General features: G+C 67.2%; 23 protein-coding genes and 3 pseudogenes. 14 read left to right on the top strand and 12 right to left on the bottom strand.

The annotated features are described in order from the left end of the window. Positions 1-1140 precede the first annotated feature (1140 nt). Together WH07_RS39555 and WH07_RS38635 are read left to right on the top strand one after the other, a co-directional pair. Positions 1141-1590, top strand: coding sequence for a hypothetical protein (locus tag WH07_RS39555; protein ID WP_157877203.1), 450 nt, complete (start codon positions 1141-1143; stop codon positions 1588-1590). Between the two features lie 18 nt (positions 1591-1608). Beyond that, positions 1609-2464: pseudogene (locus tag WH07_RS38635) on the top strand (IS5 family transposase). Here WH07_RS38635 and WH07_RS03985 read toward each other — a convergent pair. Continuing rightward, positions 2427-3056, bottom strand: coding sequence for a DUF4253 domain-containing protein (locus WH07_RS03985; protein ID WP_232788706.1), 630 nt, complete (start codon positions 3054-3056; stop codon positions 2427-2429). The pseudogene WH07_RS38635 and the gene WH07_RS03985 overlap by 38 nt on opposite strands. A gap of 268 nt (positions 3057-3324) precedes the next feature. Here WH07_RS03985 and WH07_RS03980 point away from each other — a divergent pair, with 268 nt between their 5' ends. Then, entirely contained in the window at positions 3325-3528 is a 204-nt protein-coding gene (locus tag WH07_RS03980; protein WP_046495307.1) for a hypothetical protein, read from the top strand. Between the two features lie 464 nt (positions 3529-3992). After that, a complete protein-coding gene (locus WH07_RS42070) occupies positions 3993-4337 on the top strand; it encodes a DUF6881 domain-containing protein (RefSeq protein ID WP_408645796.1) in 345 nt (114 codons plus the stop codon). A gap of 137 nt (positions 4338-4474) precedes the next feature. Here WH07_RS42070 and WH07_RS39550 read toward each other — a convergent pair whose 3' ends face one another. After that, positions 4475-4750 carry a hypothetical protein gene (locus WH07_RS39550; protein ID WP_157877201.1) on the bottom strand — a complete coding sequence of 92 codons (276 nt, stop codon included), beginning with the start codon at positions 4748-4750 and terminating at the stop codon, positions 4475-4477. 814 nt (positions 4751-5564) lie between these two features. Here WH07_RS39550 and WH07_RS03970 point away from each other — a divergent pair. The 4 genes from WH07_RS03970 to WH07_RS03955 all read left to right on the top strand — a co-directional run bounded on the left by WH07_RS03970 (position 5565) and on the right by WH07_RS03955 (position 8737). Further along, entirely contained in the window at positions 5565-5789 is a 225-nt protein-coding gene (locus WH07_RS03970; RefSeq protein WP_046495304.1) for a DUF6354 family protein, read from the top strand. Next, positions 5786-5950 (top strand): hypothetical protein, encoded by a 165-nt coding sequence (locus WH07_RS39545; RefSeq protein WP_157877199.1) that lies wholly within the window; start codon positions 5786-5788, stop codon positions 5948-5950. Before WH07_RS03970 ends, WH07_RS39545 begins: the two co-directional genes overlap by 4 nt. Before the next feature lie 886 nt (positions 5951-6836). Beyond that, positions 6837-7820: a type 2 periplasmic-binding domain-containing protein gene (locus tag WH07_RS39540; RefSeq protein ID WP_052744228.1), complete on the top strand. Its 984-nt coding sequence runs from the start codon at positions 6837-6839 to the stop codon at positions 7818-7820. 527 nt (positions 7821-8347) lie between these two features. After that, entirely contained in the window at positions 8348-8737 is a 390-nt protein-coding gene (locus WH07_RS03955) for a hypothetical protein (RefSeq protein ID WP_157877197.1), read from the top strand. Between the two features lie 17 nt (positions 8738-8754). Here WH07_RS03955 and WH07_RS40810 read toward each other — a convergent pair. The 4 genes and pseudogenes from WH07_RS40810 to WH07_RS39525 form a co-directional block, all read right to left on the bottom strand. After that, positions 8755-8898 (bottom strand): annotated as a pseudogene (locus WH07_RS40810) (IS630 family transposase); the annotation flags it as partial. 157 nt (positions 8899-9055) lie between these two features. Further along, positions 9056-9319, bottom strand: coding sequence for a hypothetical protein (locus tag WH07_RS39535; protein WP_157877195.1), 264 nt, complete (start codon positions 9317-9319; stop codon positions 9056-9058). 52 nt (positions 9320-9371) lie between these two features. Next, a complete protein-coding gene (locus tag WH07_RS39530) occupies positions 9372-9662 on the bottom strand; it encodes a tautomerase family protein (RefSeq protein WP_157877193.1) in 291 nt (96 codons plus the stop codon). Beyond that, a complete protein-coding gene (locus WH07_RS39525; RefSeq protein ID WP_157877191.1) occupies positions 9662-9841 on the bottom strand; it encodes a hypothetical protein in 180 nt (59 codons plus the stop codon). The genes WH07_RS39530 and WH07_RS39525 overlap by 1 nt, the downstream gene beginning before the upstream one ends. A 133-nt stretch (positions 9842-9974) precedes the next feature. On the opposite strand from WH07_RS39525, the pseudogene WH07_RS03950 reads away from it, so the two are divergent. Beyond that, positions 9975-10264: pseudogene (locus WH07_RS03950) on the top strand (IS5/IS1182 family transposase); the annotation flags it as partial. Between the two features lie 749 nt (positions 10265-11013). Next, positions 11014-11997 (top strand): calcium-binding protein, encoded by a 984-nt coding sequence (locus WH07_RS03945; protein WP_232788705.1) that lies wholly within the window; start codon positions 11014-11016, stop codon positions 11995-11997. Positions 11998-13273: 1276 nt separating this feature from the next. On the opposite strand, the gene WH07_RS03940 is transcribed toward WH07_RS03945, so the two are convergent. Beyond that, a complete protein-coding gene (locus WH07_RS03940; protein WP_046495297.1) occupies positions 13274-14239 on the bottom strand; it encodes a ketopantoate reductase family protein in 966 nt (321 codons plus the stop codon). A 102-nt stretch (positions 14240-14341) separates the two neighbouring features. On the opposite strand from WH07_RS03940, the gene WH07_RS03935 reads away from it, so the two are divergent. Continuing rightward, on the top strand, positions 14342-14911 hold the full coding sequence (locus tag WH07_RS03935; protein WP_046495295.1) for a TetR/AcrR family transcriptional regulator: 570 nt from the start codon (positions 14342-14344) through the stop codon (positions 14909-14911). A 302-nt stretch (positions 14912-15213) separates the two neighbouring features. On the opposite strand, the gene WH07_RS03930 is transcribed toward WH07_RS03935, so the two are convergent. The 3 genes from WH07_RS03930 to WH07_RS03920 all read right to left on the bottom strand — a co-directional run bounded on the left by WH07_RS03930 (position 15214) and on the right by WH07_RS03920 (position 17221). Further along, positions 15214-15387 carry a hypothetical protein gene (locus tag WH07_RS03930; protein WP_157877189.1) on the bottom strand — a complete coding sequence of 58 codons (174 nt, stop codon included), beginning with the start codon at positions 15385-15387 and terminating at the stop codon, positions 15214-15216. Between the two features lie 75 nt (positions 15388-15462). Further along, complete coding sequence (locus tag WH07_RS03925; protein WP_046495290.1) at positions 15463-15795, bottom strand: hypothetical protein; 333 nt, start codon at positions 15793-15795, stop codon at positions 15463-15465. A 52-nt stretch (positions 15796-15847) separates the two neighbouring features. Beyond that, positions 15848-17221: a Fic family protein gene (locus WH07_RS03920; protein ID WP_046495378.1), complete on the bottom strand. Its 1374-nt coding sequence runs from the start codon at positions 17219-17221 to the stop codon at positions 15848-15850. Positions 17222-17648: 427 nt separating this feature from the next. Between WH07_RS03920 and WH07_RS03915 the strand changes: the two genes are divergently transcribed. After that, positions 17649-18110, top strand: coding sequence for a hypothetical protein (locus WH07_RS03915; protein WP_046495288.1), 462 nt, complete (start codon positions 17649-17651; stop codon positions 18108-18110). 871 nt (positions 18111-18981) lie between these two features. Here the strand turns inward: WH07_RS03915 and WH07_RS03905 are convergent. Continuing rightward, positions 18982-20220, bottom strand: coding sequence for an IS256 family transposase (locus WH07_RS03905; protein WP_046495286.1), 1239 nt, complete (start codon positions 20218-20220; stop codon positions 18982-18984). Positions 20221-20498: 278 nt separating this feature from the next. On the opposite strand from WH07_RS03905, the gene WH07_RS03900 reads away from it, so the two are divergent. After that, entirely contained in the window at positions 20499-20687 is a 189-nt protein-coding gene (locus tag WH07_RS03900) for a hypothetical protein (protein ID WP_046495284.1), read from the top strand. Positions 20688-21066: 379 nt separating this feature from the next. Beyond that, positions 21067-21816 carry a hypothetical protein gene (locus WH07_RS39520; RefSeq protein WP_157877188.1) on the top strand — a complete coding sequence of 250 codons (750 nt, stop codon included), beginning with the start codon at positions 21067-21069 and terminating at the stop codon, positions 21814-21816. 1179 nt (positions 21817-22995) lie between these two features. Here WH07_RS39520 and WH07_RS03890 read toward each other — a convergent pair. Continuing rightward, positions 22996-24198 (bottom strand): IS110 family RNA-guided transposase, encoded by a 1203-nt coding sequence (locus tag WH07_RS03890; protein ID WP_198533715.1) that lies wholly within the window; start codon positions 24196-24198, stop codon positions 22996-22998. Positions 24199-24763: the final 565 nt, after the last annotated feature.

Raw genomic sequence — 24763 nt, 5'->3', positions numbered from 1 at the left:
CCTGCATGCGGGGTTCAGTGAGTACAACGGTTCGCACATCTCCAGTCCTTCCTTCGTCCAGATCCTGCGGGCGCACTCCCGGACGACCGCCCTCAACGATGCGTATGCAGGGGACGCTGTCGGTGTCGTGGCGCTGGTGACCGACGAGGCCTACAACGCGGAGATCTATGGCCGTCGCTGCGGGCGCGGCCAGCACTGGATTTCCTTCTCCCAGGAAATGGCGGGGGGCGAGCCCCCTGCGCATTCGGTCCCGTGGTGCGCTGGGCACCGGATCCCCGGCGCGAGGCTGAGACCGTGTGCCGCTGTGCCCGGCCTCCGTCCGCCAAGGTGCCGCCACAGATTTGAGAACGGGCAGGGGTGTTGTGGAGGCCGGCTAGGCCCTGTCCGGCCGATCTTCGCGGGCCCGCGACGCCTGGCACGGCACCTCGCCGCGTTGTCGGAGTCGCCCGAGTACGTCCAGTACACGGGCGATCCTCCGCCTTGCGATGCTCCCCGTAGCCTGAACGGCACGGGAGGGGACCCCCTCCACCAGACGCCGCGGTCTGATCCACGAAGACCGACCGGACAGGACCTAGCTCCGGGCGTGCTGTGGGTGGCGGCGGTAGCATCTGCTCTGAGCTGCGTGGGACTCGCCCTGTTGTTACGGCTGAAAAGATCTCAGCACGACGGGCACCGTGGCAAGCCTGGCTGCGGACACCGTCACGCTCGTCATGACGGTCTTGGCCTGCGCGGATTGCTGCAGGCCGGGCAGCAAGCCACCCATGGGATTACGGCATCAGGAGCGGGGGCTGTTGCCGCCGACGGCAATATCGGCAGGGCCGTGACGGGCAACAGCAACCGGCTGTCGGGGCCGTCTGCCCCCGCTCCGGTGCCCGGGGCAGCCCCCGCCGCACCGGTGGAGGCCTCCGGACCAAATTCGGTGTCCGCGGGCGACTCCATCGGTGAGGCGGTCACGGGGGACGGCAACAGCACGTGAAGGCCCGGTGGAACCGGTTCGGCGTCCGGTGGCACAGCGGCGCATCTCACGCTGCGCAGCAGGCATCGGCCACGCCCGGCACTGTGTCCGCGTCGGACGAAGGGGCCATCACGGTCGGAGGCTCTGCCGGCCTTGTTGTGGCCGGACACCACAACGCTGTTGCCGTGTATCTGTCGGCGCCCGGTGAGCAGGTGTCGCTGGATGACCTGGGTGCCGTCAGCCGGGCCCGCATGGTGCAGCGCTGGCACGCTGCTGGCGTTCCCCTCACCGTGGCTGCCGAATTCGCCGACACACCGCAGGTAGGAGTCCTGCCCGCAGCAGTAACCGCCGTGCCTGAGTGTGGTGTTGTGGTTCTGGAAGGCGACTTCGGAACGGGGAAGTCCCTGGCAACCGAGCGTCAGCACCAGCAGGACATCGCTGCCGCCCGTGCCGGTGTGCAGGCGCCCATTCCGGTCCATCTCACCGCGCAGTACATCCAGGAGCATGTGATCGACGCCGCCACCCGCGCCGCACGCAGGGTCGGAGATCCTTCCCTGCGTGATGTGGCGCTGGTGCTAAACGCGCTGGATGAGCCCGGCCCGATCCGCAGTAAGACGTCGTTTCTTATGGCGTGATCGTCCGTTGGGCTGTGCATGACGGATCTGGTTGAGCGGTTGGTGCCGGATGAGTTGTGGGTGTTGTTCCGGCGGGTGGTGCCGCCCACGGTGGTGAGGCGTCCGCAGGGCGGGGGCCAGCGTCGGGCTGGCGATCGTGAAGTTCTGGCCGCGGTCATCTTCGTGGCCACCTCGGGCTGTACGTGGAGGCAGCTCCCGCCGGTGTTCGGGCCGGCCTGGCAGACGGGTCTACCGGCGGTTCGCCCAGTGGAGCGGACCGGGTCTGGGCCCGGCTCCACCGCGTGGTCCCGGACGAGCGCGGAGCCCGGGGCGAGCTGGACTGGTCGCGGTGTGCGATCGACTCCATCAGCGTCCAGGCGGCAAATGGGGGCTTCTGACAGGACCGAATCCGACCGACCGTGGCAAGTTGGGATCGAAAATCCATCTGGTCACCGACCGGAACGGACTGCCGCTATCGCTGGGTATCTCCGGCGCCAACATGCACGACGGTCAGGGGCTGGAACCGCTCTTCCGTGGAATCCCGCCCATCCGTTCCCGCCGTGGGCCGCGCCTCAGGCGGCCGGCGAAGCTGCATGCGGACAAACGCTACGACTACGACCGCCTGCGGCGATGACTCCGTGGACGCGGCATACGCCACCGCATCGCCCAGAGAGGCGTCGAGTCCTCGCAGCGGCTCGGCCGCCACCGCTGGGTCGTGGAAAGAGCGGTGTCGTAGCTGGCCGACTGCCGACGCCTACACCGCCGCTACGAACGCAAGCCCGAGCACTTCCTCGCGCTCGCAGGCATCGCCGCCACGCTCATCTGCCACCGCCGCCTTGCCAAGAAACAGGCCACTCTCAGTCCCACCAAAACCGCCACTCGCGACGCTGCATAAGCTCCTCGTGATACGTGGACCAGTCCAGGTCGGGGTCCTCATAGAAGACGTCTGGGCAGGCAAGGTAGTGCTCCCCAGTGAGGACACGGGCCTGGTGGGCGTCCGTCGGCGGAGCGGCAACCGAGAGATACAGGCTTCCGTGTCCAAACCCCACGACACGGACACCAAACCGGTGCTCCCAGGAGCGCAGCACTGCCGACAGTTCCTGCGCAGTCATGTGATTCGTCATGCCCAGCCAGCTGAGGGCAGCGGGGGCATCGGCGCCCCGCGCGACCTGGACGAGTGCGAGACACCGGGCTCGGCCGTCGCGGACGACAGCAGTCGCCACTTCTTCCGCGCACACGTCAGCGTCCGTCACCACCGCGGCAGGCATCGCGAGACCGGGCCACTCCTTGAAAGGCGGCCACGAGTCGTCCGTCCACTTGCTCCGGAAGTACGAGCCGGCATCGGCGTTAGCCCCGTAGCCACCGCCCACAGGCTCGCATGAGTCGTCGGGGTACTCAAGCAACAGCGGGTACAGGCCGGTCTCACAACGACGCGCGTACAGCCGCTTCCACCAGTCAGCCGCGTCCGTGAGCGGGCCGTCGCTCATCCATACCACCGGATGCGGATGATGACACGGCCCTATCAGCCTGCCAGGTGGCAAGTCGTCCAGCATCTGTCTGAGATCTTCACTTAAAGGCTCGGGCATAACCGAAATCTACGCGGCACCTCTGACAGCCATCAGAAACGATGTCTAAGGAGCTGCTGGATCAAGCCCTCGGCTGGGCCGCCTCTGCAGCCGGTGGACGCTGGCGCATCCTGGCCACGGCACGCCCCGGCCTGGAAGTGGACGCCAAGCTGCCCAGGATCACGCCCGAGTGCCCAAGGACGAAGCGGCGGCACTGATGGACCTGCTCGGTGGCCACGGCTTTGCGGTGCGCAGCCAATCGAGCATGGTGCGCGGTGTGCTACGTCGGCTGCTGTTCGCCATTATCGGGACCCAGATGCAGCGGGATGACGAGCAACTGCCCAGGCAGACCGGTGGCGTTCATGGGCGCTTTGGTCACCTGGGCCCTGCGTGACGTCGAAAGCGTCAGGGAAGAACGAGCCGAGCGGCTCCTGCAGCAGCTTGCCACGGTCTGTACGAGCGCCGGAGGATGGGCCGCCGCAGCAGACGTGAGCAGCCCCGGCGAGGTGCAGGCGCTCCCGGGCACCCGACTTGTGGTGCGTCGCGGGGATCCGCATCTGGTCTTCGAGCTGCCCGTACTCGAGCAGTACTTCGCCGGCAGGCCCTCCTGGCCAACGGGGATCTGGCCGATGTGGTGCAGAACATGGAGATGCTGGAGCGCCGGCGCTACGGGTTAGCGATGGCCATCGCCTCGGGCGATTGGGAGTCGGTCCGCACTGTGCTCAAGCCGCTGATGCGTGCCCCACGCCCACGCCACCGGCCGCCTGCCCGTTCAAGGCTCAGGCGTCCAGGTGCGCAGGGCGCCACAGCCTCCCGGGCGGTTCGGCAGCGTGCGTGCGGATGTAGGCGGCGAGGAGGGTGCCAAACTGCTGTTCCAGATCTCCACGAAGCGGGAGGAACACAAGGCGACGGCAGTCGCTACGAACTCCCCGTTCAACGAGTGGGACCCGCTCTTCAACCAGATGTTGGTGTCGGCCGAGGAGAACCAACGGGCTCCCAACCACAGATGCACAGGTCATCCTCTCAAGTTATTCGAGTGACGGAGATGGAATCTCGGAACTGGAGGTGAGGCACGTCAAGGTCACGTGGGAACACGACATCGCCGATTATCCCGTGCTGTATCCCAGTGGGCTTGGCAGCGATGGCTACGAGACTCGGATGGTGCAGTTCTATCGGAGACGGCCGGTCCGAGTGGGCCTATGAAAGTCACGAAACTGCGAACGTCTGACTCTCTGCCGGGACTTACCCAAGTGCCGACTCCATCCCAAAACATCCTTGACATTATGACCCCGCCAGCAAACGACACAACAAGACGCATCAGCGGATCAGCGGATCAGGGATCAGGGATCAGGGATCAGCAACACAATTCCCATAAATATCAAAAGTGCACCGATCAGCGAAAAGATGATCCCGAACAGTAGAACATGTTTCGGATTAGGCATATAGGTGGCAATTGACCGATCAGTACGAGCAACCCTGTCACGGCCAGCTTCCGAGATGCGGCGATTCCTCACAATGAAGGAGATCCCGAAGCCCAAGAAGATCAAACCACAGAAACTCGCAAACAATTTGGCCCCAATCGGAGCTTCACTTGCAGTTACCGCCAAGACTTCCACGAAATTCCTCCACAACACACATAAGGCTACACGGCCGCACGGATCGCCAGTCTATCAATTGCCCCATATTTAAGAACCTGACAACAACAAGAGGACGCAACGAGCACAATTGAGTCACTGGATCACTCCGTTGAGCGCATTGCGCAGTGGATTTGCTCCTAATCGCCAGTCGATATCCCACCACTCAACACCCCAGCCTCAGAGGCTCGGCTGCTGCACGCCCTCACCGCGGCCCTGCACGGCACCCAGAACGACCCCGAGTTCCCCTTCGCCGGACGTGCCGCATCCATGGTGGACGGCCTGATCGACTGATCATGATGACAAGAAACAGCCGTGGCGCCGACGGGTCCCGTCGGCGTCACACCCGTTCATTCCACCGTCCAGCCGGGCTTCTGCGCTTCCAGCCAGTAGTTGTCTCCCGATCACACGGTTCTTTGCACGCCAGTTCGGGAACGACTGCATCGACTGCGTGTTCTGATAGTTCGACATGCTGGACCGCTCGCACGGCTCATCGCACGTCGCCACGTGATACCGCGAATCCGGGACGAAACACCATTTGCCATCCCGCCCCCTTCTTCGCGATGGTGTTCACGCACTCGTCACCGGAGCTGACCTGTGAACGGCGTGGGGTGCGGGCGCTTCTGATTCGAGATACTCACATCTCCCTTCCGGAATCAGAAGCTGACCAGGTCGCAACAAAAGCTGGGCGTCGGTATCAGGCGTGCACAACGGCTTTGCCAGGACGGCCCGAGAACACGGGGAGAGCAGATGACGGGGGGAGAGCCTGCTGAGCGCGGGCCGCATAGCGGCGGAAGTGCAGCTGCACCGCGACCTCAACCAAAACATGGGTGACCGGGACCGCCGACTGCGCATGGGCGCCATCGGACCGAACGGCCGCGCCACCTGCGTCATCAAGCATGACCTGCACCTGAAAGGCGCTCCCATCTGGCGCACAACGCACATCAGCACGGCGGCCATCCCGCGCAGCTACACCCACGCCACCTACAACGTCCTCGGCCTCGGGGACGGCGCCGCGTGAACGCCCGTCAGATGCCCAAGGGGCGGCCCGCCCGGGGCCCGGTCGCTGTGGCACGCGGCCTGCTGGAGGCCGAGGCCGCTCAGCGCGGGATCGGCGTTACGGTGCTGGTCGGTCGCCTCGCGCGCCAGGCCCGCCGCCGTGTCCCGGCCGACACGTCCTAGCGGGGGCGGCTCGCTGCGGTGGACCATGTCGCAGGCCGCCGCAGGCGCTCCCGGCAGCGGGGTGGCCTCCGGCGGCACCGGCAGCGGGACGACCAGCCCCGCCGCCCAGGTCCGGGCCGGTCCTCACCGCGGTGGGCGTGTCCTTCGAGGAGACCGTGCGTACCGACCGATCCGGTACCGAATACACCGAGTTCACCGGCACCGGGGCCGCAGGACACCGCGTGAGCACGTGCCGCAGCGGCCCGAGCTGAGCATCCCGCCGGTCGCGAACGGCCTGGACTACCTGGCCGACGTCACCAGCCGCATCAACATCGAGCAGCACGGATTGCCCGCCCTCTACCGAGGGGGCTTGCGCATGCGCCGGCGCTGTGCACCGCACCGGAGCGCCTCGCGCTCGCCGAGTCCTGCAAGAAAGAGCTCGGCGCCCCGCATCCGGAACTCGGCTACGAGCGGGACTGGGCACGCAAGCAGGAGTCGGTGCGCAAGCTGGACGAGGCGGAACGGGACATGGTCCAGGAGTACCTGTCCGCGGAGATCATGGACGTCAATCTCCGCTGGCTCCGGGTAGCAAACCTGGACGCCGCTCGGATTTTCCGGCCCGGCTGCTTCACCGACAGCCTCCTCAATCTTGTCCATCAACGGGTCCGGCCCTGGGGTGCTCGGAGCGGCCTTTCAGGCTCAGCGGATTTTGTGAAGCCGCTCCGGAATCCCTAAGGGTCGTCCAGGGAGCGCCTTCGTAACCTTTTCATTCAATGGAGTTGGTGGTTCTCCGGCGGGAGAGTGCGGAACTGTTCACGGTGTCGGCCGACGGGTCGACGGCAGCGGAAATCCGGATTCCTCTTGACCGTCCATTCCTCGGTATCCGTATCCACGGAGGAGAACAGAAGTGAATGTGAAGTTCCGTATTCGCGTGGCCGCCGCTGTGGGCGCCGCCGCTCTCGGTCTGAGCCTGTTCGTGTCCCCCGCGTCCGCCGACTCGGAGACGCGTCAGATCGTCGGTGTGGGGTCGGCCGCCACGCAGGACGTGCTCAACGGTCTGGGCAACGCCATCCCCGACCCCGACAACATCCCCGACAACCAGCTCATTCAGTCGTACGACGCGACGGGCACCACGCCGGTGACCTGCCGTTCCGGCGGCACGATCGCACGGCCAGGCGGCTCCGCGGCCGGTATCCAGGCGCTGCGCAACGACCTCACCAACCCGAGCATCGATTGTGTCGACTTCGCGCGTTCCTCCCAGCCCCCGGACGGCGTCAACACACCCCCGCTGACGTGGATTGCGTTCGCCAAGGACGCGGTGACCGTCGCGGTCCGTTCGAGCAGCGTGCTCAACGACGGCTTCGGATTCACGACCGCCCAGCTCCGGGACATCTACACCTGCCTCAAAACCACCCACAACGGCATCGCGCTGAAGCCGCTGCTGCCGCAGGCGGGCTCCGACGTCCGCGCCTTCTTCCTCGGCAAGATCGGTGTTGCCGAGTCCCAGGTCGGCGCGTGTGTCAACAGCGCCCTCATCCCGGAGAACGACGGCACCATCCTGGCGGACAACGGCAACGTGGTCCCGTACTCCGTACCCAAGTACATCGCCCAGACCAACGGTGTGGTGATAGACCGTCACGGCCTCGCCGTCCTCACCCGGGTGGACGCCGCTGCGCCGCGCACCGCCAACGGCAAGCTGAACATCGCGTTCCCCTACAACCGTGACGTCTTCAACGTCGTCCCGACCGCCAGACTGGCCGGCGGCGCCACCCCCGACGCCGACCTGATCAGTGCCTTCGTCTCGGCCTCCTCGAAGGTCTGCGCCCAGACGGCCGTCATCGAGGCGTACGGCTTCGGCGTGATCGCCAACTGCGGTGTGACCATCCCTTAGCGAGCGCCTGTCCGGCGGACCGCTGTGGGCCCGGAATGCCCGGTACGGCACCTCGCCACGCTGCCGGAGTTGCCCGCGTACGTGCAGTACGCGGGCAATCCTCCGTCCTGCGATGCTTCCCCGTGGTCTGAAACGGCACGGGAGCCGCCCTCCCCACCGGACGCCCCGGCGCCGACCTCGCGGGCCGGATCGGATGTCTTCCACGGCACTGTCACTGCCGCAGCGATCCCGGCCCGCCCGTCCAGTGTGGGCGCTGATCATGGCGTCACGCAGGCCGAAGGGAGTCACTGGAGAGCGGTGTGCTGGGAAACCAGCCCGCGCCGTTCGCGAAGGAGCCCTCCACCCCGGCCCAAGGCACGCGTTTCCGGACCCATCCGCGGGCCCTCAGCATCGACACGGTCGCCGCTGGTGCTCTGACCGGGAAGCTTCGCCGGTTTGCCGCGCGATGGCTGACGTGCGACGACTTCCGACGTCGGAGACCTGCCCCATAAGATCTTGAGCTCAGGCCACGGATGTCGGAGGGCGAGATGGACCAGCCGCGGATACGCCTCGGCAACGATGACGTGTGGCTGGAGCTGGCTCGGACCGGTGCGGACAGCTGGCAGATCACCGCAGACTGGTGCTCCTGGCTAACCGCTGACTTCACCGCAGATCTCAGCGCTGGAGACTTCGTGGCGCGGATGCTCTCTCACCTGCGCGCGCCGTCGGGTGGGCGCTTTTCGGCGGCGGTGACTCCCGGGCGCAACAATCCGCTGACGTTGAAGGCGGAGCCGGTGGGGGACGGTTTCACCTTTTTCGTCCGCTTGACTCCCAACGGTGACGACGACGTGTGTCACTTGCAGATGGAGATCGATCCGATCGCCACGGTGGAGCTTCATAAGGCATTCAGCGCTCTACATGCCGCGCTGGTGGTCTGACACCGCCCGGAGCGTTTTCAGGCCGCGTTCGTGAACGGGCGTCCGCCCCAGCGGATGCCTTTCTCGCTTCGGACGCGGGCGCGTTCCTTGCGTTCGGCGGCCAGGACGTCGGGGTGGCGGGCGTTGGCGTCGCGCCACCGCAGGCAGGCGTGCAGAGCGCGTCCCGGCGCACGTACCGCCTCACCATCGAGGCAGTCACCTGGCCCGGTGGATACACAACGACACACCCGGCAAGCTACACCGAATGGCGCTGAGTGAGGGGTAGGGGTACTGGACGAACGCAGCGTCTGGGCCTGGCCGCCCCGCCGCCGCATCAAGCTATGAAGCGCGCCACGTCGCTGCTGCGTGACGCCCGGGCCCGTAAATCTGGGCGAGTGCCTCATCGGCTTTTTCAGGGCTGCCGGCACGCAGGAGGGCCCGGAAGCCCTCCCAGTCGGGGACGCGACCGTCCTGTCCCCACTGGTCGTTCGGGATGGTGTAGAGGTGCACCCACGGCCCGTGCACCGGCAGCGGACCGGAACCGAACACCGATCGCACGGCTTCGGCGGACTTGGTCAGCATGGCACGGGTGTCTTCAGGCATGGGGAGAAGTTTCTGAGGCGCAATGACGTCGAGTTGAACCCGGGAATTGGGATCAGCACCGGCGATTGGCCGGTGCATACCAGTTCTCGGGCTCAAACTCATAGAATTGCACCCAAGAGGTCTCCTTGTGGGTCTCGTTGTTGACCAGGTCCTCGACGTCAGCCACGGCCTGAATGAGTTTTGCGGCAAGCTCCTCCTTCTGCACGGCACTCAGATGGCCCTTCATTGCATGTACGCGAACGAAAACCATGGGCGTGGATCCTTCCAGTTGCTGGTCGACGACCAACCCTGAGCCGGGAAAGGCACCCGATCTCAACAGGCACACTGCCGCGTAGCGATCCATCACTTGACCGGGCGAGGCGGTGTCGGTTCAAGCAGGCTTGTCGGCCGGCCGAGCATCAGGACGGCTGCCATACAGGGGCGTCGGCTCAGGATGTGCAGTCGACCACCATTGCGGGACCAGCCGTGCGGGCAGCTCTCGCGGTAGTGCGCCACACCGCACACCGTGACCTCGACATCCACGACTACTCCGCCAGACCGATGTTCAGCGCCGGGCCCAGCGCGTACGACAGGCCGGCCTGGACTGCCGGACCGTAAAGGGCGGTGCTGAACGTATCGAGCCCCCAGACTGCGGAGCCGAGCCTCCCAGCGCCGGGGAATGCTGGCGACGGTTCCGCGGCACGAGGGTGCCGATACGGTCCACAGGGGCCGGCTGTGGAGCCTTCCACTGGAGGACCAGGCACTGGTGGCCGCCGCCTGCCGGCACACGAACCTGGCGATGCGCCATCTGGCTCCGCAGTTCGAGGTGTCCAAGTCGGCGACGGACCGGATCATCGACCGCCTCGGGGCGATGATCGTCCCTCAGCCTCGCGGCGGTCCGCCAAGGACACCGTGCTGATCGTCGACGGCACCCTGCCGCCCACCCGCGATCACACGGTCGCCGACGCGGGCCACTGACCACCAGGGCGCCCGGTGCCACCGGACCCGCCCTGGCTGCCGTGCCGTACGACGCAGTTCGTTCCCAAATACCGGACCGAGTTCGGCTGGGCCGAGGGGGCGGAGTTGCGGAGTGGCGGCTGCGGGTGAACGTCACTCCGGCAGTAACTCGGCCGGCTCCCGAGTAGGGTCGGGTGGCTTTGTTCACGAACTTCCAGCCTGGCTCAACTTCCCTGACCCGGCCGCGCTGAGTAATGAGACCGCTCGGGAGATGGCCCAATCCTGGCGGCGAAAACAGGCTGTCAGTTCTCCTCTGTCGGGCGCTTGTCCAAGAAGGAGACGCCCCAGCTCTCCTCCCAGCCGTCCAGGTTGTGCGCGCAGTGCACAAGTGGTTCCAGCTCTTCGGGATGGCGGAGGTCATAGACGATGTCTGCCCAGATGAGGTGAGTGCCAGTTGCGGGATCCAGGGATCCGGCGACTACGAAAACAGGGGCACGGCACCCCCGGTCGGGATGGACGTACCGGTCTTCCAGCGACCCGCGACCAGGCCGATACGGACAGCAGCCCTGCCAGAGGCGGATGCCAGCAGTGGTCGTACGGGTTCCCGGTGATGTCCGCGTGAATCTTCCGCGTGCCCTCGTTGAGCCACAACCGGACGTTGGGGAAACCCCGCTCTCCGCCACCAACGCAGATCATATGAACGCTCGGCGAACGCTGGGAAGTCCCGGGCAACCAGAGGTGCGGGCCGGCAGTCGGTCGTGGTACCGGATCCGCAACTGGCCCACGGAGGTACCGCAATGCTCTCTCGACTCGCCGGTCACCGGGCGCTCCGCATCGCAGCGGTACTGGCGCTGACGCTCGCGACGGGCTTCGCCGTACGGATCGCGCTGAGCGGGCCCGCGCCTTACAAGGGGCCGGCGGCCACGGCCGTGGTGACCGACGGGGTTATCTACACGGCCGCCCCGCGCCAGGCCAACCACGTGACCGTCACCGAGACATCGGACAGCCGGCAAGCGATTTTCACCTACCTGATCGACGACGTGGTCCCGATCAACGCGTCGGAGCACGGCTGCACCTACCCCGATGCCAAGGACCGCACCAAAGTCGCCTGCACGGTCGCAATCGGAGAGATGGCCACGAGCCCGGAGCGCACACTCCTGCTGAACCTCGGCGACGCCAACGACACCGCCACCGTGCACAACAACATCCCCCTCGACGGGTTTTTCCTTATGGGCTACAACGTCATCAGCCTGGGCGCCGGCAACGACACCTGGGCCGGCACCGGACGCGAGGCCCAGACCGTCACCGGCGACGACGGCGACGACACCCTCACAGTGCGCGAAGGCGCGTATGCCTACGGCGGCAAGGGCAACGACACGATCTACGTTGACGGCGAGACCGGCGGCGGCACGGGCGGTCCCGGCAACGACATACTCCACGGCGGCGCGGGCAGCCAGACACTGCACGGCGGCCAAGGCAACGACTCGATCTACGGCGGTCCCGGCGACGACAAGCTGTACGGCGACCAAGGCGACGACAAACTGGATGGCGGTTCCGGCGACGACAAGCTGTACGGCGGCGTCCACAACGACGTCATCCACGGCAACAGCGGCGACGACCTGCTGGAGGGCGACAACGCCAACGACAACGAGAACGACAAAGGCGACGACAAGCTGTACGGCGGGCCCGGCACGGACAACCTGAACGGCGGATTCGGCAAAGACACCGTCCAGCAGGACTGACCACCGGGCCACAACCGGATGCGAAGCCACACCCGACACCGCCCGCTGACCAACCGCAATCACCCTCACCGTGTACAGCGGCAAGCAGACGAAGTCCGCATGATCCCCCATGGGAACCGGCCAGGGCGTCAGCGCCCTACGGACGGCGACGGCGCGGTATGCGGGAAATACGCGATCCCCGCGCAGGAGGCTCCAACCGAGGCGTCGACCCGTACCGTCGCCACAGAACGGTTCCTGGCCGACCTCAACTCGCATAAAAACGAAGAGGCTTGGAGTAGCACCGCGATCCGCAGCGTACGGTTCATGGATCACCTGCCGGCGCTCTGAGCTTCACGTTCGCAACCGGCCATCGGTCAGGCCGGAACATCCCCGCGGCCTCACGCCCATCGGGTTCTCCCGGATGCCGCCCGATCCCTGGCCCGGCGGCATCCCACCGGGCGCAAAGCGTTTCTTCAGCCGCCAGTCCGGCCTGATCCCGCGGAGATGCGCGCCGCCCTCGCCGGGCCGCGCTCGGCAGAACGCAGATTCACCTACGTAACAGCAAGGGGCAGGGCAAGGCCCCCTGGAACCCACCATCAGCAAGAGGTCTACACATGGGGGCCCACAGCCCGCACCTACACTGCGCCTTTGGCAAGAGCAGTCCCCCGCCGCGATCGGCGTGAAGCCGGCGACCGTGCTTTCGTACAGTCTCGGGGCGGCGAATTCCACACTCATACGGTGTCGCCGTGCCGGCCCGCGTCGGCGTCGACGACGGGATGCCAACAGGCGCTCCGTGAACTCGCCGAGCACGGGCTTGCTCGCCGACCCGTGCTCCGGCGCGTCCATCACGATCAGGGGTGCGCTCCTCGTCCAGCCGCCGGGACGCTGCCTCGCCCTTGACCAGCCGCGGAAATCCGGATGCTGCCGGTCGGCGCTGAACCGCCGGTCGTTCAACACGATTCGCACGTCTTCGTGGCGGCTGACCCACCCAGGCATGCCCGCCGTCAAGCAGACGAACCCGCGAGACCGGCTCTTCTTCGCGGAACTGGCGCAAATGTTCGTACGCTGGCGGCGGCGCGAGCGGGCGCGTACGGGCCATAGGAAGCTCGTACTTCTCGGCGGTAGCCCTGGCCTTCCTTCCACGACGTCACGGACAGGCGATAAAGGCTGGACAGCGAAAAGCCGTGTGTGAAGGGCAGTTGGGCCACCGATGCGACCGGTGCGACCGGGTTCGGCTCTGGGACACGGCGGACCAAGGAGCCGCGATGGACCACCGGGACCGACAACATCGGTGGATTCAGACTCGGCCCGTCCCCGCACGGGCGAAGTTCGGCTCCGCCGCTTCCAATCGCGGTGCCGAGATGCCCAAACGTCGCGCTTCGGCCAGGGTGTCCCGGCAGACCTCACGCGGCTCCTCGGCGTCGGGGTCGGAGTGCGCCGCGAAAAGCACGCGCATGGGCGCGACATGAGCTGTCACCCAGGCGAGCGCGGGCGCCGTCAGCCAGGTGGGCGCCCGGAACAGCAGCACACCGCCCCGGTGACGTCGCAGGTCAAGGCCGCGCGCCTTGAGGAGCGGCAGCAGTTCGCGGCCGGCCAGCAGCCCCTCGCGCAGGTCGCCCGTTGCCCCCGCCAGCTTGGACAGGGAACCTAGCCGCAGGCCCTGCGAGAACAGGCCGGCATCCGACACGAAATGGATCCACAGCCAGCCGCGGAAGTCAGGCTGTTCCTTGAGCCGGAGCCCGGCCTCGCGAAACGCCTGGCGCACGGCCCGCTCCCGGTCGGTCGGGGGCCGGCCGAGGGTGCCGAAGATGACCGACGGCAGCAATGTCCCGCGGAGCACGCCGTCCGTGCCGAAACCGCCACCGGCCTGGGGAAAGCCCCAGGCGATCCGGTCGACAGGGAGTGTGCCGATCGCGGCCGGCGGCTCGGTCCAGATGTTGCCGAAGACCAGCACCGTGGCCCGGCCGACACGCGGGGACAGGAAGGCCGTCGCCTCGGCGAGGCGGTGGTGCGGCACGCTGAGCACGATCAGGTCGAAGTCGTGGTCCGGCTCCAGCGCCTCGCGATAGCGCACCGGCCACTTCTCGACGACGCGCTGCCCCCACACCCGGCGCCGCATATCGAGCAGGTCGAGGTCCACTGCGTCTCCGTACGTTGCCGCGCGGCCCGGCCGGACGTAGAACTCGACGTCGTGTTCCGCCTGTTGCAGGGCCCAGCCGTAGACCGTGGCGATCACGCCTCGGCCGAACATCAGGATCTTCACGCTTCACCTCATGGGGTACGATCGATTTGGAGATCATCTCCACTTTCCAAAATATGGAGGTCACCTCCATTTCTCACACGAGGTAGCGCATGGAGGTAGCGCATGACCGCCGACAAGCCGCTGCGGGCCGACGCCCGGCGCAAGCGCGAGGCCCTGCTCGCCAAGGCCCGGGAGGTCTTCGACGCCGGCGACTTCTTCGACTTGCGTTTCGATGACTTCGCCCGCCTGGCCGGGGTGGGCACCGGCACGCTGTACCGCCACTTCCCGACCCGGGAGGCGCTGGCCGAGGCGGTCTACCACGAGGAAGTCGGCGCGCTGTGCGACCGCGCCCGCCAGCTAGAGGCCACGCTGCCCGCTGCGGAGGCTTTGGCGACCTTCCTCCGCAGCGTGATCGACCACATGGATGCCCACAAAGGCCTGGCCCGGACGCTGGCCACGCTCATGGCCGACCGCTCGGGTGTCCTCGCCGAGGGCAGCCGGGCGCTGGAGCAGGCTGTCACCGACCTGGTGTCCGCCGCCGTGCGGGACGGCGCCGTTCGCGACGACGTGGGTGCCGGTGCCGTGATGATGGCGCTGCACGGCATCGGCGCGGCCCATGACCGCCCCGGTTGGCGGGCCGAGGCCGATGATGTCATCACCCTCGTGCTGGACGGGCTGCGCCGCCTGCTATGACGAGGTGCGACCGAGGCCATATGGCGCGAGTGAAGGATCCTGTTAGGCCAGGGCGGACAGACGGGTGCCCGGCTCAGTGCATAAGAGCCGTACCCACCGGTGCACCCGCCCAACGGCTTCGTCGCTCGCCACAGCGTTGTCCGTAACCGTCATCCCGCGCTCCCTGCCACTGTGATCCGACAGGCGTCAACGTCCCTTGATGGCCCGGCCGATCAGGTACAGGGCTTCTTCAGCCGCAGTGAACAGTGGTTTCAGGAGCGCCTCGTACACCGGATCCGCGATGGGCAGGCCGTGCTCGGCCATCAGGCAACGCGCTGCTTCTTCCTCGGTCCGGAGTAGGCCGCTCCCTGGTCTACGGCAATCTCGGCGACGATCTCGACCGCGTCGTCCACGTCCTCGTGCAGCTTCGCCCACTGCTGGGTCGTACAGTGGCGCTCGAACGGGGCGTTGCCGAGCAGGAACTGGACCACGGGCACGGACAACACCTCGCGAAGCCGCCCAAGGCGCCGCATCCGTCAACTCGCTACGACCAGCCACATGATCAATGATGACTAGTCGCCCATGAACCACAAGTAACTGCCTGGCGTCGCCGCACAGGCTTCAAGAAGCTCAGCGAGGTCGAGCAGAGCTGCCCTATGCTGCTCGTCTTCGCAGCCCTTCGCCAGGGCGGCGGCCTCCTCGCCCGCAACTTGAGCCTCTTGCACGTTGAACAGCGTGTCGCCGTACGGATCTATCCAGGCGAGCTTGCCAGAGCCATGGCGATCAAGCCCGCTCAGCGCCCGCGCCAACGCTTCACCGTGGTGGTAAGACCCCCGCAGCAACGTGGCTCGGTACGACCCCTTTCGCACGGGCCGCCCCGAATGAAGCTCAAGTTCGATCCCCACGGCCCCTCCGTCAGCTTCGGACCCTTCCCAGAGGTCAATTCTCAGGCACGGCCTAGGAGCCGAGGGAAGCGGCGGCGTTGCGTCGGGTCTCCGAGAGGTGGATGTCGACGTACCGCGTGAGGGTCAACGCGTCCTGCGGCTCGTCGGCCTGGAAGGTGACGCGACGCAGCAGGCTGACTCCGTCGAGCGCGACGCCCTCGCGGGCGAGGACGAAGACGAGGGTGAGGAAGGCGCACCGGGCGTTACCGTCGTCGAACGGGTGGAAGAAGCACACGTCGAGATAGGCACGTGCGGCCCGGGCGGTGAGGGGAAGGGGCCGCTCAACAGGGCGGGCGCTCTCGGCCAGGTGGGCGTCGAGACGGGCTCGGGTGTCCGGGCCGATGCCGTAGCGTTCCCGGCCCCCCTTTGCGAAGGCCGGCAGGCTGCGGAACGGCGGTGGTTGCGGCGTTCCCAGGACATGCCGCTGCCAGCGCTGAAGCAGTTCGAAGTCAAGGGAGGCACCGCGAGCCGCGTCGGCCCGCAGCAGGTCCAGGGCAGCAAGCAGGCCCTGTGCGCGGGCGGGGTCCAAGGCGCCGTCAAAGGCGCGTATGTCCTCCACCGCGCCATCGCACGACGGGGTGACCGGGTCGTCCCGGCTGCCTTCCGAAACCGCCTGCCATGGCACGCTCTCGCGAACCTCGAGCCAGCGCTCGACGTCGTCCGGCGCGGGCCTGGCGGTTCCTGGGCCGTCATCCGGCCCCAGCGACAGTGCGAGGCGCTCCGCGACATCCTCGACCAGCGCCGGGTCGGGGCCGGTCCAGCTCGCGAACCGCCCGCCGATCGCCTCGTCGACCAGCTCCCGCGCGAGGTCGGGATCGACCCCCCAGCGGCTGAGGAACCAGGTGAGCACTTGACAGCAATGCCCGTGCCAACCGCTGCCGCAACCGGTGCGATCGGTCACCTGCAGGATCAGGTTCCGGGCGGCGCGTTCCCACAGGATCCGCTGGTCCTCGACCCCGGTCAGGTCCAAGGAGTACCTGTCGAACCACCCGGCGAGACTCTCCAGCCACTCGCGCCACTCGCACAGTGCCGCGACGACACGGGCGAGCGTCTCCTGCGGTGTGGTGATCGAGTCCCGCGGGCAGCACCAGCTCCCGACCGGTCCTCCGTCGAAGTCGCCTTCGTCGTGCGACCAGCGCCAGCCCACGGTCCAGCGGCCGTAGTGCTCGGCGAGGGCGTGCGACATGGCGTCGGCCCAGGGCTGTCCCTCACCCCAACTCCAGGCACGCATCGCCGGGTCATCCGAGGGGATGCCGGTGCGGCTGGGCACCCTCAGGGCGGGCCCGAGCGACCGCACCACCTGCGGCGCCGACGCGCTGTCGAAGAAATGACGGGCGGGATCCACATCGTCCCAGGTCAGAAAACGGGGGGCCAGCTCGACAATCACCACGTAAGCCTGCCACGTCCACCCGTACGCCGTTCAAACGGATTACCGCAGGGCCTGGAGAAATATCCAGAAAGAGGCCCTTTTGACAACCGCAGTGCCCGAAGCACCAGCCCGACGCGCTACGGAAGCCGGGCAGCAATGGGCGGGACCGGCCTGCTGGTTACCGGAGCACAGCTCCTTGTTCCGGGGTGGGGGCCCGCGCCCGGCCGACTGTGGTCCTGGAGCAGTCGCGGACCCGCAGATTGATTCCGGGCCCCCGAAAAGATCTTTGAGCCGGTGTGTCACGTTCGCCGGCTTCCCTTGCACACACGCCTCATACACCAAGCGGTCCGCTCCTCACCACCTCGCACGCTGACGAGGCGGTGGTCGCAGGGCATGCTGTACCGATGCCCCGCCCATGTCCGATCCGCTCTGGAGGCGTTGCCCCATGGCCGCCCGCCTGTACCTCCGCTCCGGCCTCGATCCCGACGCGCCGGACACGGTGTTCGCCGTCCTCGTCGTCGATCCCGACGGCACGCCCGCAGAGCGTGCCGTCGCCGGACTCGGCGCACACTGCTACGAGGGTGACGGGGCGCTCCATCTCGTCCGCACGGACGGCTGGGCCGAACAGTCGCTCGACGCAGGGCTGCTGACCGTGGGCATCGCCGTCCACCCCGTCCCGTTGCGGCAGGCGGGCGTGGACCCCGCCGGCTTCCCCGACCGGTCGGCCGTCGACCCGCAGGCCGTGGTGGTCCTGTCCGCCCGGACGGCGGCCGAGCCCGCGCTGTCCGCGCGCCTCGCCGAACCGACCGCCGTCTTCACCGCCGGCCCCGACGTCTCACTCGACGACCTGCTCAAATCCGGGGAGGAGTGGCCCATGGTGCTCGCGCCTCCGCCCGCGCGTACCTGACCCGCCCCGCCGGGACGAGCCGTCACGTCCCGGCCGCATGCGGGGCCGACGCGGCGACCGCCTCACCTGTGCAAACCAGAAGGCCAACCAAGGCGACGGCACCGAGCACGGGCCCACCGTCAGCGTCCGCTGGCGGCATGTCCCCGGCCGCTGCCCCCCCATTACCTTTTGGTGCCTCCGCAAGGGGATCCCGGCCTCCCGGCCCTCGCTACGACAGGGAAATCGCTCAGGGCAAGCACCACACCCAGGCTCTGCTCTGCTCCGCCTTGCCCGACGACGGGCCGACGCCCTCTTCGCGATACTCCGAGACGGAACCTTCTACGAAGCCCAACCCGCCAAATCAGTCTGAATCGCCAAGAGCCCGCCGTGCTTCAGCCCACAGCCGCTCGAACTCCTCCGCAGTGATCTCGGGCCGCCTGCGGCTGGTCCTGCCAGCCATCAATGGGACCTTCAGCGAGAACGCCATACCGGCGTTCAAAGGGGAACATCGCCGCAAGATCCGCATGATCACGCAAGTGCAGCACCTCTACCAAGGAGGCCGCCGTCACCGGACGCAAGTCCCGCCCCGGACCTCAACCTGCCGTGCTGCCCAGCCTCCGTCATCAGCCTCGAAATACAGCCACAGATCTTCGTCCTCGTAGTAGGTGCGGAACCAGGTCGTCATACCGCCATCCTCACCCACAACCTTGACCGCAGAGATAGGGGCCCAAAAACACCAGCGGCCGTCTGCGCACGGCTCTTGCCGCAGAGCCGGACTACCCTCCGCCCAGCAGAACAGGCCGCATCTGCTGTCGCTCAGCGCCACCACGGTTCTGGGTCACGTCCGCGGGAGTGGTGTATCGACGACCACTCGGTGATCTCTTCTTTGAGGCTATGCGGTGAGTTCGGTGGGCAGGACGATCTCGTCGGTTTCTGACTCGGTCGGGTGGAGGCGGGCCTTGGCGAGTAGGTCGAGTCCCATGTAGCGGCGGGCTTCTGTCCACTCGTCGTTCTGTTCGGCCAGGACCGCGCCGACGAGCCGGATCAGGGCGGTGCGGTCAGGGAAGATGCCGACCACATCGGTGCGGCGGCGGATCTCCTTGTTGAGCCGTTCCTGCGGATTGTTCGACCAGATCTGCCGCCAGATCTCGCGTGGGAAGGCGGTGAACGCCAGCAATTCATGCTGGGCGGAGTCCAAGTGGGCTGCCGCCTTGGGGAACTTGGCCTCCAGCGCGTCCAGTACGTGTCGCATCTGGGCCTGGACGGCGTCGGTGTCGGGCTGTTCGAAGACGGTCCGCAGCAGCGTGGCCACCCACGGCTGGGCGGACTTCGGAACCTGGCTCAGCAGGTTACGGGCGTAATGCGTGCGGCATCGCTGCCAGGAGGCACCGGGCAGGGTCGCGCCGATCGCGTTCACCAGGCCGGTGTGAGCGTCGGAGATGACCAGCTGGACGCCGGACAGGCCGCGGGCGATCAGCGAGCGCAGGAAGGCCAGCCAGCCGGCCCCGTCCTCGGCGGTGGCCACGTCGAGGCCGAGGATCTCGCGGTGGCCGTCGGCGTTGACGCCGACCGCGATCAGCGCGTGGACGTTGATGATCCGGCCGCCCTCCCGGACCTTCTGGGTCAGCGCGTCGACCCAGACAAACGCATACGGGCCCGCGTCCAGGGGCCGGTTGCGGAAGGCTGCGACCTGCTCGTCCAGGTGCTTGGCCATCGCGCTGACCTGGGACTTCGACAGCTGGGTGACGCCGAGAGACTCGGCGAGCTTCTCCACTCTGCGGGTGGAGACGCCGAGCAGGTAGGCGGTCGCGACCACCGAGATGAGGGCCTGCTCGGCCCGGCGGCGTCGCTCGAGCAGCCAGTGCGGGAAGTAACTGCCCTGGCGCAGCCTGGGAATGGCCAGCTCGACGGTGCCTGCGCGGGTGTCCCACTCGCGTGAGCGGTAGCCGTTGCGGTGGTTGACGCGTTCGTCGCTGACCTGCCCGTATTCGGCATTGCAGAGAGCATCGGCCTCCGCGGACATGAGTGCGTCGGCGAACGTCTTGACCATCGCGCGCAGCAGGTCGGGACTCGCCGCGCCGAGGTTGTCTTCCGCGAGGACGTGCCGGGGCAGACTGTCAGGTGCGGTCATCGTGCTGATCTCCTTCGAGGCTTCGACACTTCGAAGATCAGCCGGTGGCCGTTCATCTATGCGGGCACCATCCCGATGCCGGGGCAAACCCCCGGATCAGGTCGAACCCGTACACCATTCCCCTGGACGCAACCCGGTTCGTACTCTGACGGCGACTTTCACAGCTACCTCGTCGACCGCGACCATCCGGACGGGCCCCGAACCCCCACAGGGATTCTCCAGGCAATGTGACGCTGCTGGGCAACTGGGTGGTCTAGCCCGGTAGCGACGGCGAGATCTTGGACCAACCCGCCGCCGGCGGCGCGGCCCGCACTCTGCTGAAATCCGGCCACCAGCTCATGAGAGGCGCAGACGGCGCCATCTACGTCACGGGCGGCTCGAGCCCGGACGACTGGGCGGTCCAGCGCATTACGCTCGGCGCCGACGGGATCCCGGCCGTCGGCGTGCACGTACCGCTGCCCCAGTAGACGGTGTACGGCGTCGGCGGCATCGCGGTCGACCAGGGACACCTGCTCGTTGGCACACTCCACGTACCGCTCGGCGTCTCCCGCGCGACCACGTACCTTTCCGGCTTCACCCTGTCGCTGACCGCAAAGGGCGAGCTGAACGTCACGCCCCCGCGGAATGCCGGCGACCTCTGGTGGCAACCGGCGAACGGAGACCCGGTGGAGGACATCCAGTGCACCTGGGAAGGCGACGTCTTCCGGTTTCCCAACGGCTACTGGAAACCCACTCTGTCAGCCAGGAGCGGCACTGTCTCCGCAGCATCCCTGCCGTCCAGGAAGCCAGCCGGCCCCCTGGTGTCCGTCCGTGGGTGCCCCGTGCATACCCGCGCAGATCCAGGTGGTGGACCGCTGGGTCTACTGGTCCCGCGGCCCCACCAGGAAAGCCGGTGCCAAGGCCGGTGTCTACAACCGGACCACGAAACACGCGATCAGCGTGCCGTCCTGCTACGCGGAACTCGCCGACGGTTACCGCGTCAGCCACAACGAGACAGCGGCCACGCTGGAGATCACCTACTTCCCCGGCGCGGTTCCGCCCGACCGCGTGGGCACCAGCACACTGGGCCCGCTGAAGGACCAAGTGGGCGCCCTCGCCGACCGGCGCGGGCGGTTCTGGGCCGTGGACCGGTCCGGCCGCCCCGTCGCCTACCTCACCGACACGGGAGATGTGACCGTCACATGGCCACAGAGGTGGTCGCCGCCTCCCCCCTGCCAACTCCCCACCGACAGCCCCGCCGACATGGATCCGCGTACGGATGGCAGTCAGCACACGCGGTTGCGCCACCTGCCGACAGCGACGGCAAGCAGGAAACCGGTGCAAAACAGGAGGCCGACGGCAAACAGGAAGCTGACAATCACCGCTGGCAGTGGAAGGAAGATCTTCTGGGAACTCCCTTCCAGGAACGGCACGTTGAACCGATGCTCACGACCCCGTAGTCGCCTCACAGCTGCCGCGGGCCAGCCGCACCAACACGAAAGGAATCACCACATGGACGACATCTTCGGGGAAATCATCGAGGAGATCGCAGAAGAGACAGCCGAAGAGATCGGCGGCGAGGCCGCCGAAGAGGTCGTCGAAGGACTCTTCGACTGACCAGGCGTCCATGGGATGCGGCAACGGTCCACCCCCGCACCGCATCCCATGGATGAAGCAGAAGCCGGTCCGGCGCGCGCTTTTCCACTTCACAGGAAGCAGGCAGCGGCCAGCCCAGAGAGCACGGTGTGAGCCAGCCCTCCCAGATCAGATCCCGTCGGCGCGGCAGGCATCCAGCGCCACCCACAGGCACTCCGCGAAGAGCCGCTACCGCTGGACCACGTCAACACCCTGAAGCCGGCCAGGCCCGGGGGGCTCCCTGTGCGGCACCGGCCAACCCCACGAGATCGTCCACAACCCAAAGGGGCGCAGCCCGGCACCGCTCGTATCCCGGTCAACGCCCGCCAGGCAGTCGGCATCGACAGGCAGATCCCCCCGGACCAAAAGATCACCCCGCCCATCGGAACGGGACAGGCCCGGGAAGGCCATCACCTGGTCCGTCGTACTCATCGGCGCGGTCGCCTTCATCGCCGCGATGATCCGCGCCGAACTCCTGATCCCCTCCCCCGCCCGGCGAACCAATAGCGATACCTCAGAGACCTGACCCAACTGTCCCGCCAGACGTGCCGCTCGACACGAGCGGCACCGAGCGAGGCCGACCCACCAGCCGTGCCCACGCGGCGGATCGGAGCGTGGCGAGCGCCTGATGGAAGCGGCGCGAGGGCCATCTCGGCTGCTTCTCGCGGGGCCGTCCGTCCCGCCGCACTGCCGCGTGTACGAGCACACGAGCTTCGCTTCATGGGCAAGGCTGTAGCAGGAGGCGGGGACCTGCGAGCGGTTTGCGAGAGGGCTGGCCTTGGCGGTGGCCTGCTACCCCGGCCAGGCCCACGAGGCACTGGGCCGCACCCCGACAGAGGTCTGGACAGAATGAGTCGCCGCACCGCTCAGAGACTCGTGATGACCTTCACCTTGGAACTGCACCAAGCTGAAGTCGTCGCCCAGAACTGGCGCCACTCATTTCTGAACCTCGCAGACGACGAGAAGTAGCTATGGCGACGATCGGATTGGCCGCTGCCATGGAGGAGTTGGGGCAGGAGCTCTACCAAGCCCGGGCTCGGGGCCCAGCAGCAGTTCGCTTCAAATCGAGGAAGCCGAACTGGAACTGTTGCTGGAACTGCGCGATGACGTCAAAGGCGATGGGAAGCTGCAGTGCGGGGGGGGGTGCCCCTATGGGTTTCGTCAACCCGTGGGGCTTGGTTGTGGGTCGTAGAAGGTGCCGTCGCGGAGCATCGCGAAGAGCACGTCGGCTCGTCGTCTCGCGAGGCAGAGGAGGGCTTGGGTGTGGTGCTTTCCCTGAGCGGTCTTCTTGTCGTAGCAGGCCCGCGAGACCGGGTCGGCCAGGGCCGCGAACGCGGACAGGAAGAAGGCCCGCTTGAGCTGCTTGTTTCCTCGTCGGGAGGGCTGTTCACCGCGGATCGGGGAACCCGAGCTGCGGGTCGCCGGCGCCAGCCCGGCATAGGCGGCCAGATGGGCGGCGGACGGGAAAGCGGTGCCGTCGCCGACGTCGATGAGGATCCTCGCTCCGGTCCTGACGCCGATCCCCGGCATGGACGTCAGGACCTTGGAAAGAGGGTGGTTTTCCAGCAGTTCCTCGATCCTGACCGCGAGGAGTTTGCGCTGGTCGAGCACCGCCTGAAGCGAGTTGGCGAGGCTGGGAACGATCAGCGCGGCGGCGTCCGTGCCGGGAACGACGACGCTCTGCCCGTCGAGCACGGTGAAGATGTCGTCGATCAGCCGCTCGGCCATCCGCGGGGCCTTGGGCCGTATCAAGTCGATCAACCGGCGGCGTCCTGCCTTGCGGATCCGGGCCGGGGAGCCGAACCGGTCGAGCAGTTTGAGTACGGCCGGGTGCTGGATGCGTGGGCCGACGACTCGCTCCAGGTGCGGGTGGATCTGCGTGAGCAGGCCGCGCAGCCGGTTGGAAATCCTGGTGGCCTCGCCGGCCAGGTCGTCGTCGAACCCGACGATCATCTCCAGCTCAGCGATGGTCTCCTCCTCCAGCTCGATCGAGCGCAGGGTGTGCGGCACCGACCGGGCGGCGTCCGCGATGACGAAGGCGTCGCGGGCATCGGTCTTGGCCTCGCCGGGATAGAGATCAGCGATCCGCCGCATCGTCAGACCCGGCAGATAGGCCACCGAGCAGCCCATGTCCCTCGCGACCGCGATCGGCAGAGCGCCGATCGAGGCGGGCTGGTCGACGACCACGAGGACGGTGCCGTGCTTGGCCTTCAACTTGCCGAAGACTTCGCGGAGTTTGGGTTCGCTGTTGGGCAGCCGCTTGTCGAAAGCCTTCTTCCCGGTCGGAGTGACGGCGGTGGCATGGTGTTCGCCCTTGCCGACGTCCAGGCCGAGGAAGGCGCCGATGTCGCTGGTGTCGATCACGTGCAGTCTCGGGTCGTACTCGCCCGGCCCTGGCACGGCACCGATCGCCACATCCACATTACGAAGAGCCTCCCTGCCTCGGAAGAAGCCGGTGGTCATGCCCCTAATCAGCGGTCTGTCGATGCCTCCGGAGCCGGTGACACCACCCCCCAGGCCATGCGATCGACAGGGGGAGAAAGTCATGCCAGCTCCAGAGGCCGGGAGCCCCATTGCGGGGCCACGAAGAAGATAACGGGGGGCGGAACGTGCGGCGGCCCGTCGGCGAACAGGGCCTGCCGCCCACCCCGCGCAGACGCCATTGCCCTGGTTCTGTTTATCTCAGCGACGACTCGCCGTTGTAACGTGCCGGGCAAGGCTCAGGACCATGGAATCTCCTCGTTTCCAGAGGACGGTGTTCTGCTTTGCGAGGCGTACCGGGGGAGCGGCCTCCGCCGACATCTCTGCACGGCGGAGGCTGCTCCCCGCCCCCCGTTTCCCCCTTGAGCGAGCACACCGTCCTCTGGCCGCGACGGAGCTTCTCGGGGCCCGCGACATCTAGTTCAGCGGTCGGCGCATTGTTCGGCAG

Origin of the sequence: Streptomyces odonnellii (genome assembly GCF_000981895.1) — a bacterium.
Lineage (GTDB): Bacteria > Actinomycetota > Actinomycetes > Streptomycetales > Streptomycetaceae > Streptomyces > Streptomyces odonnellii.
Note: the sequence above shows the minus strand (reverse complement) of the source record. Positions and strands in the feature narration are given on the sequence as shown.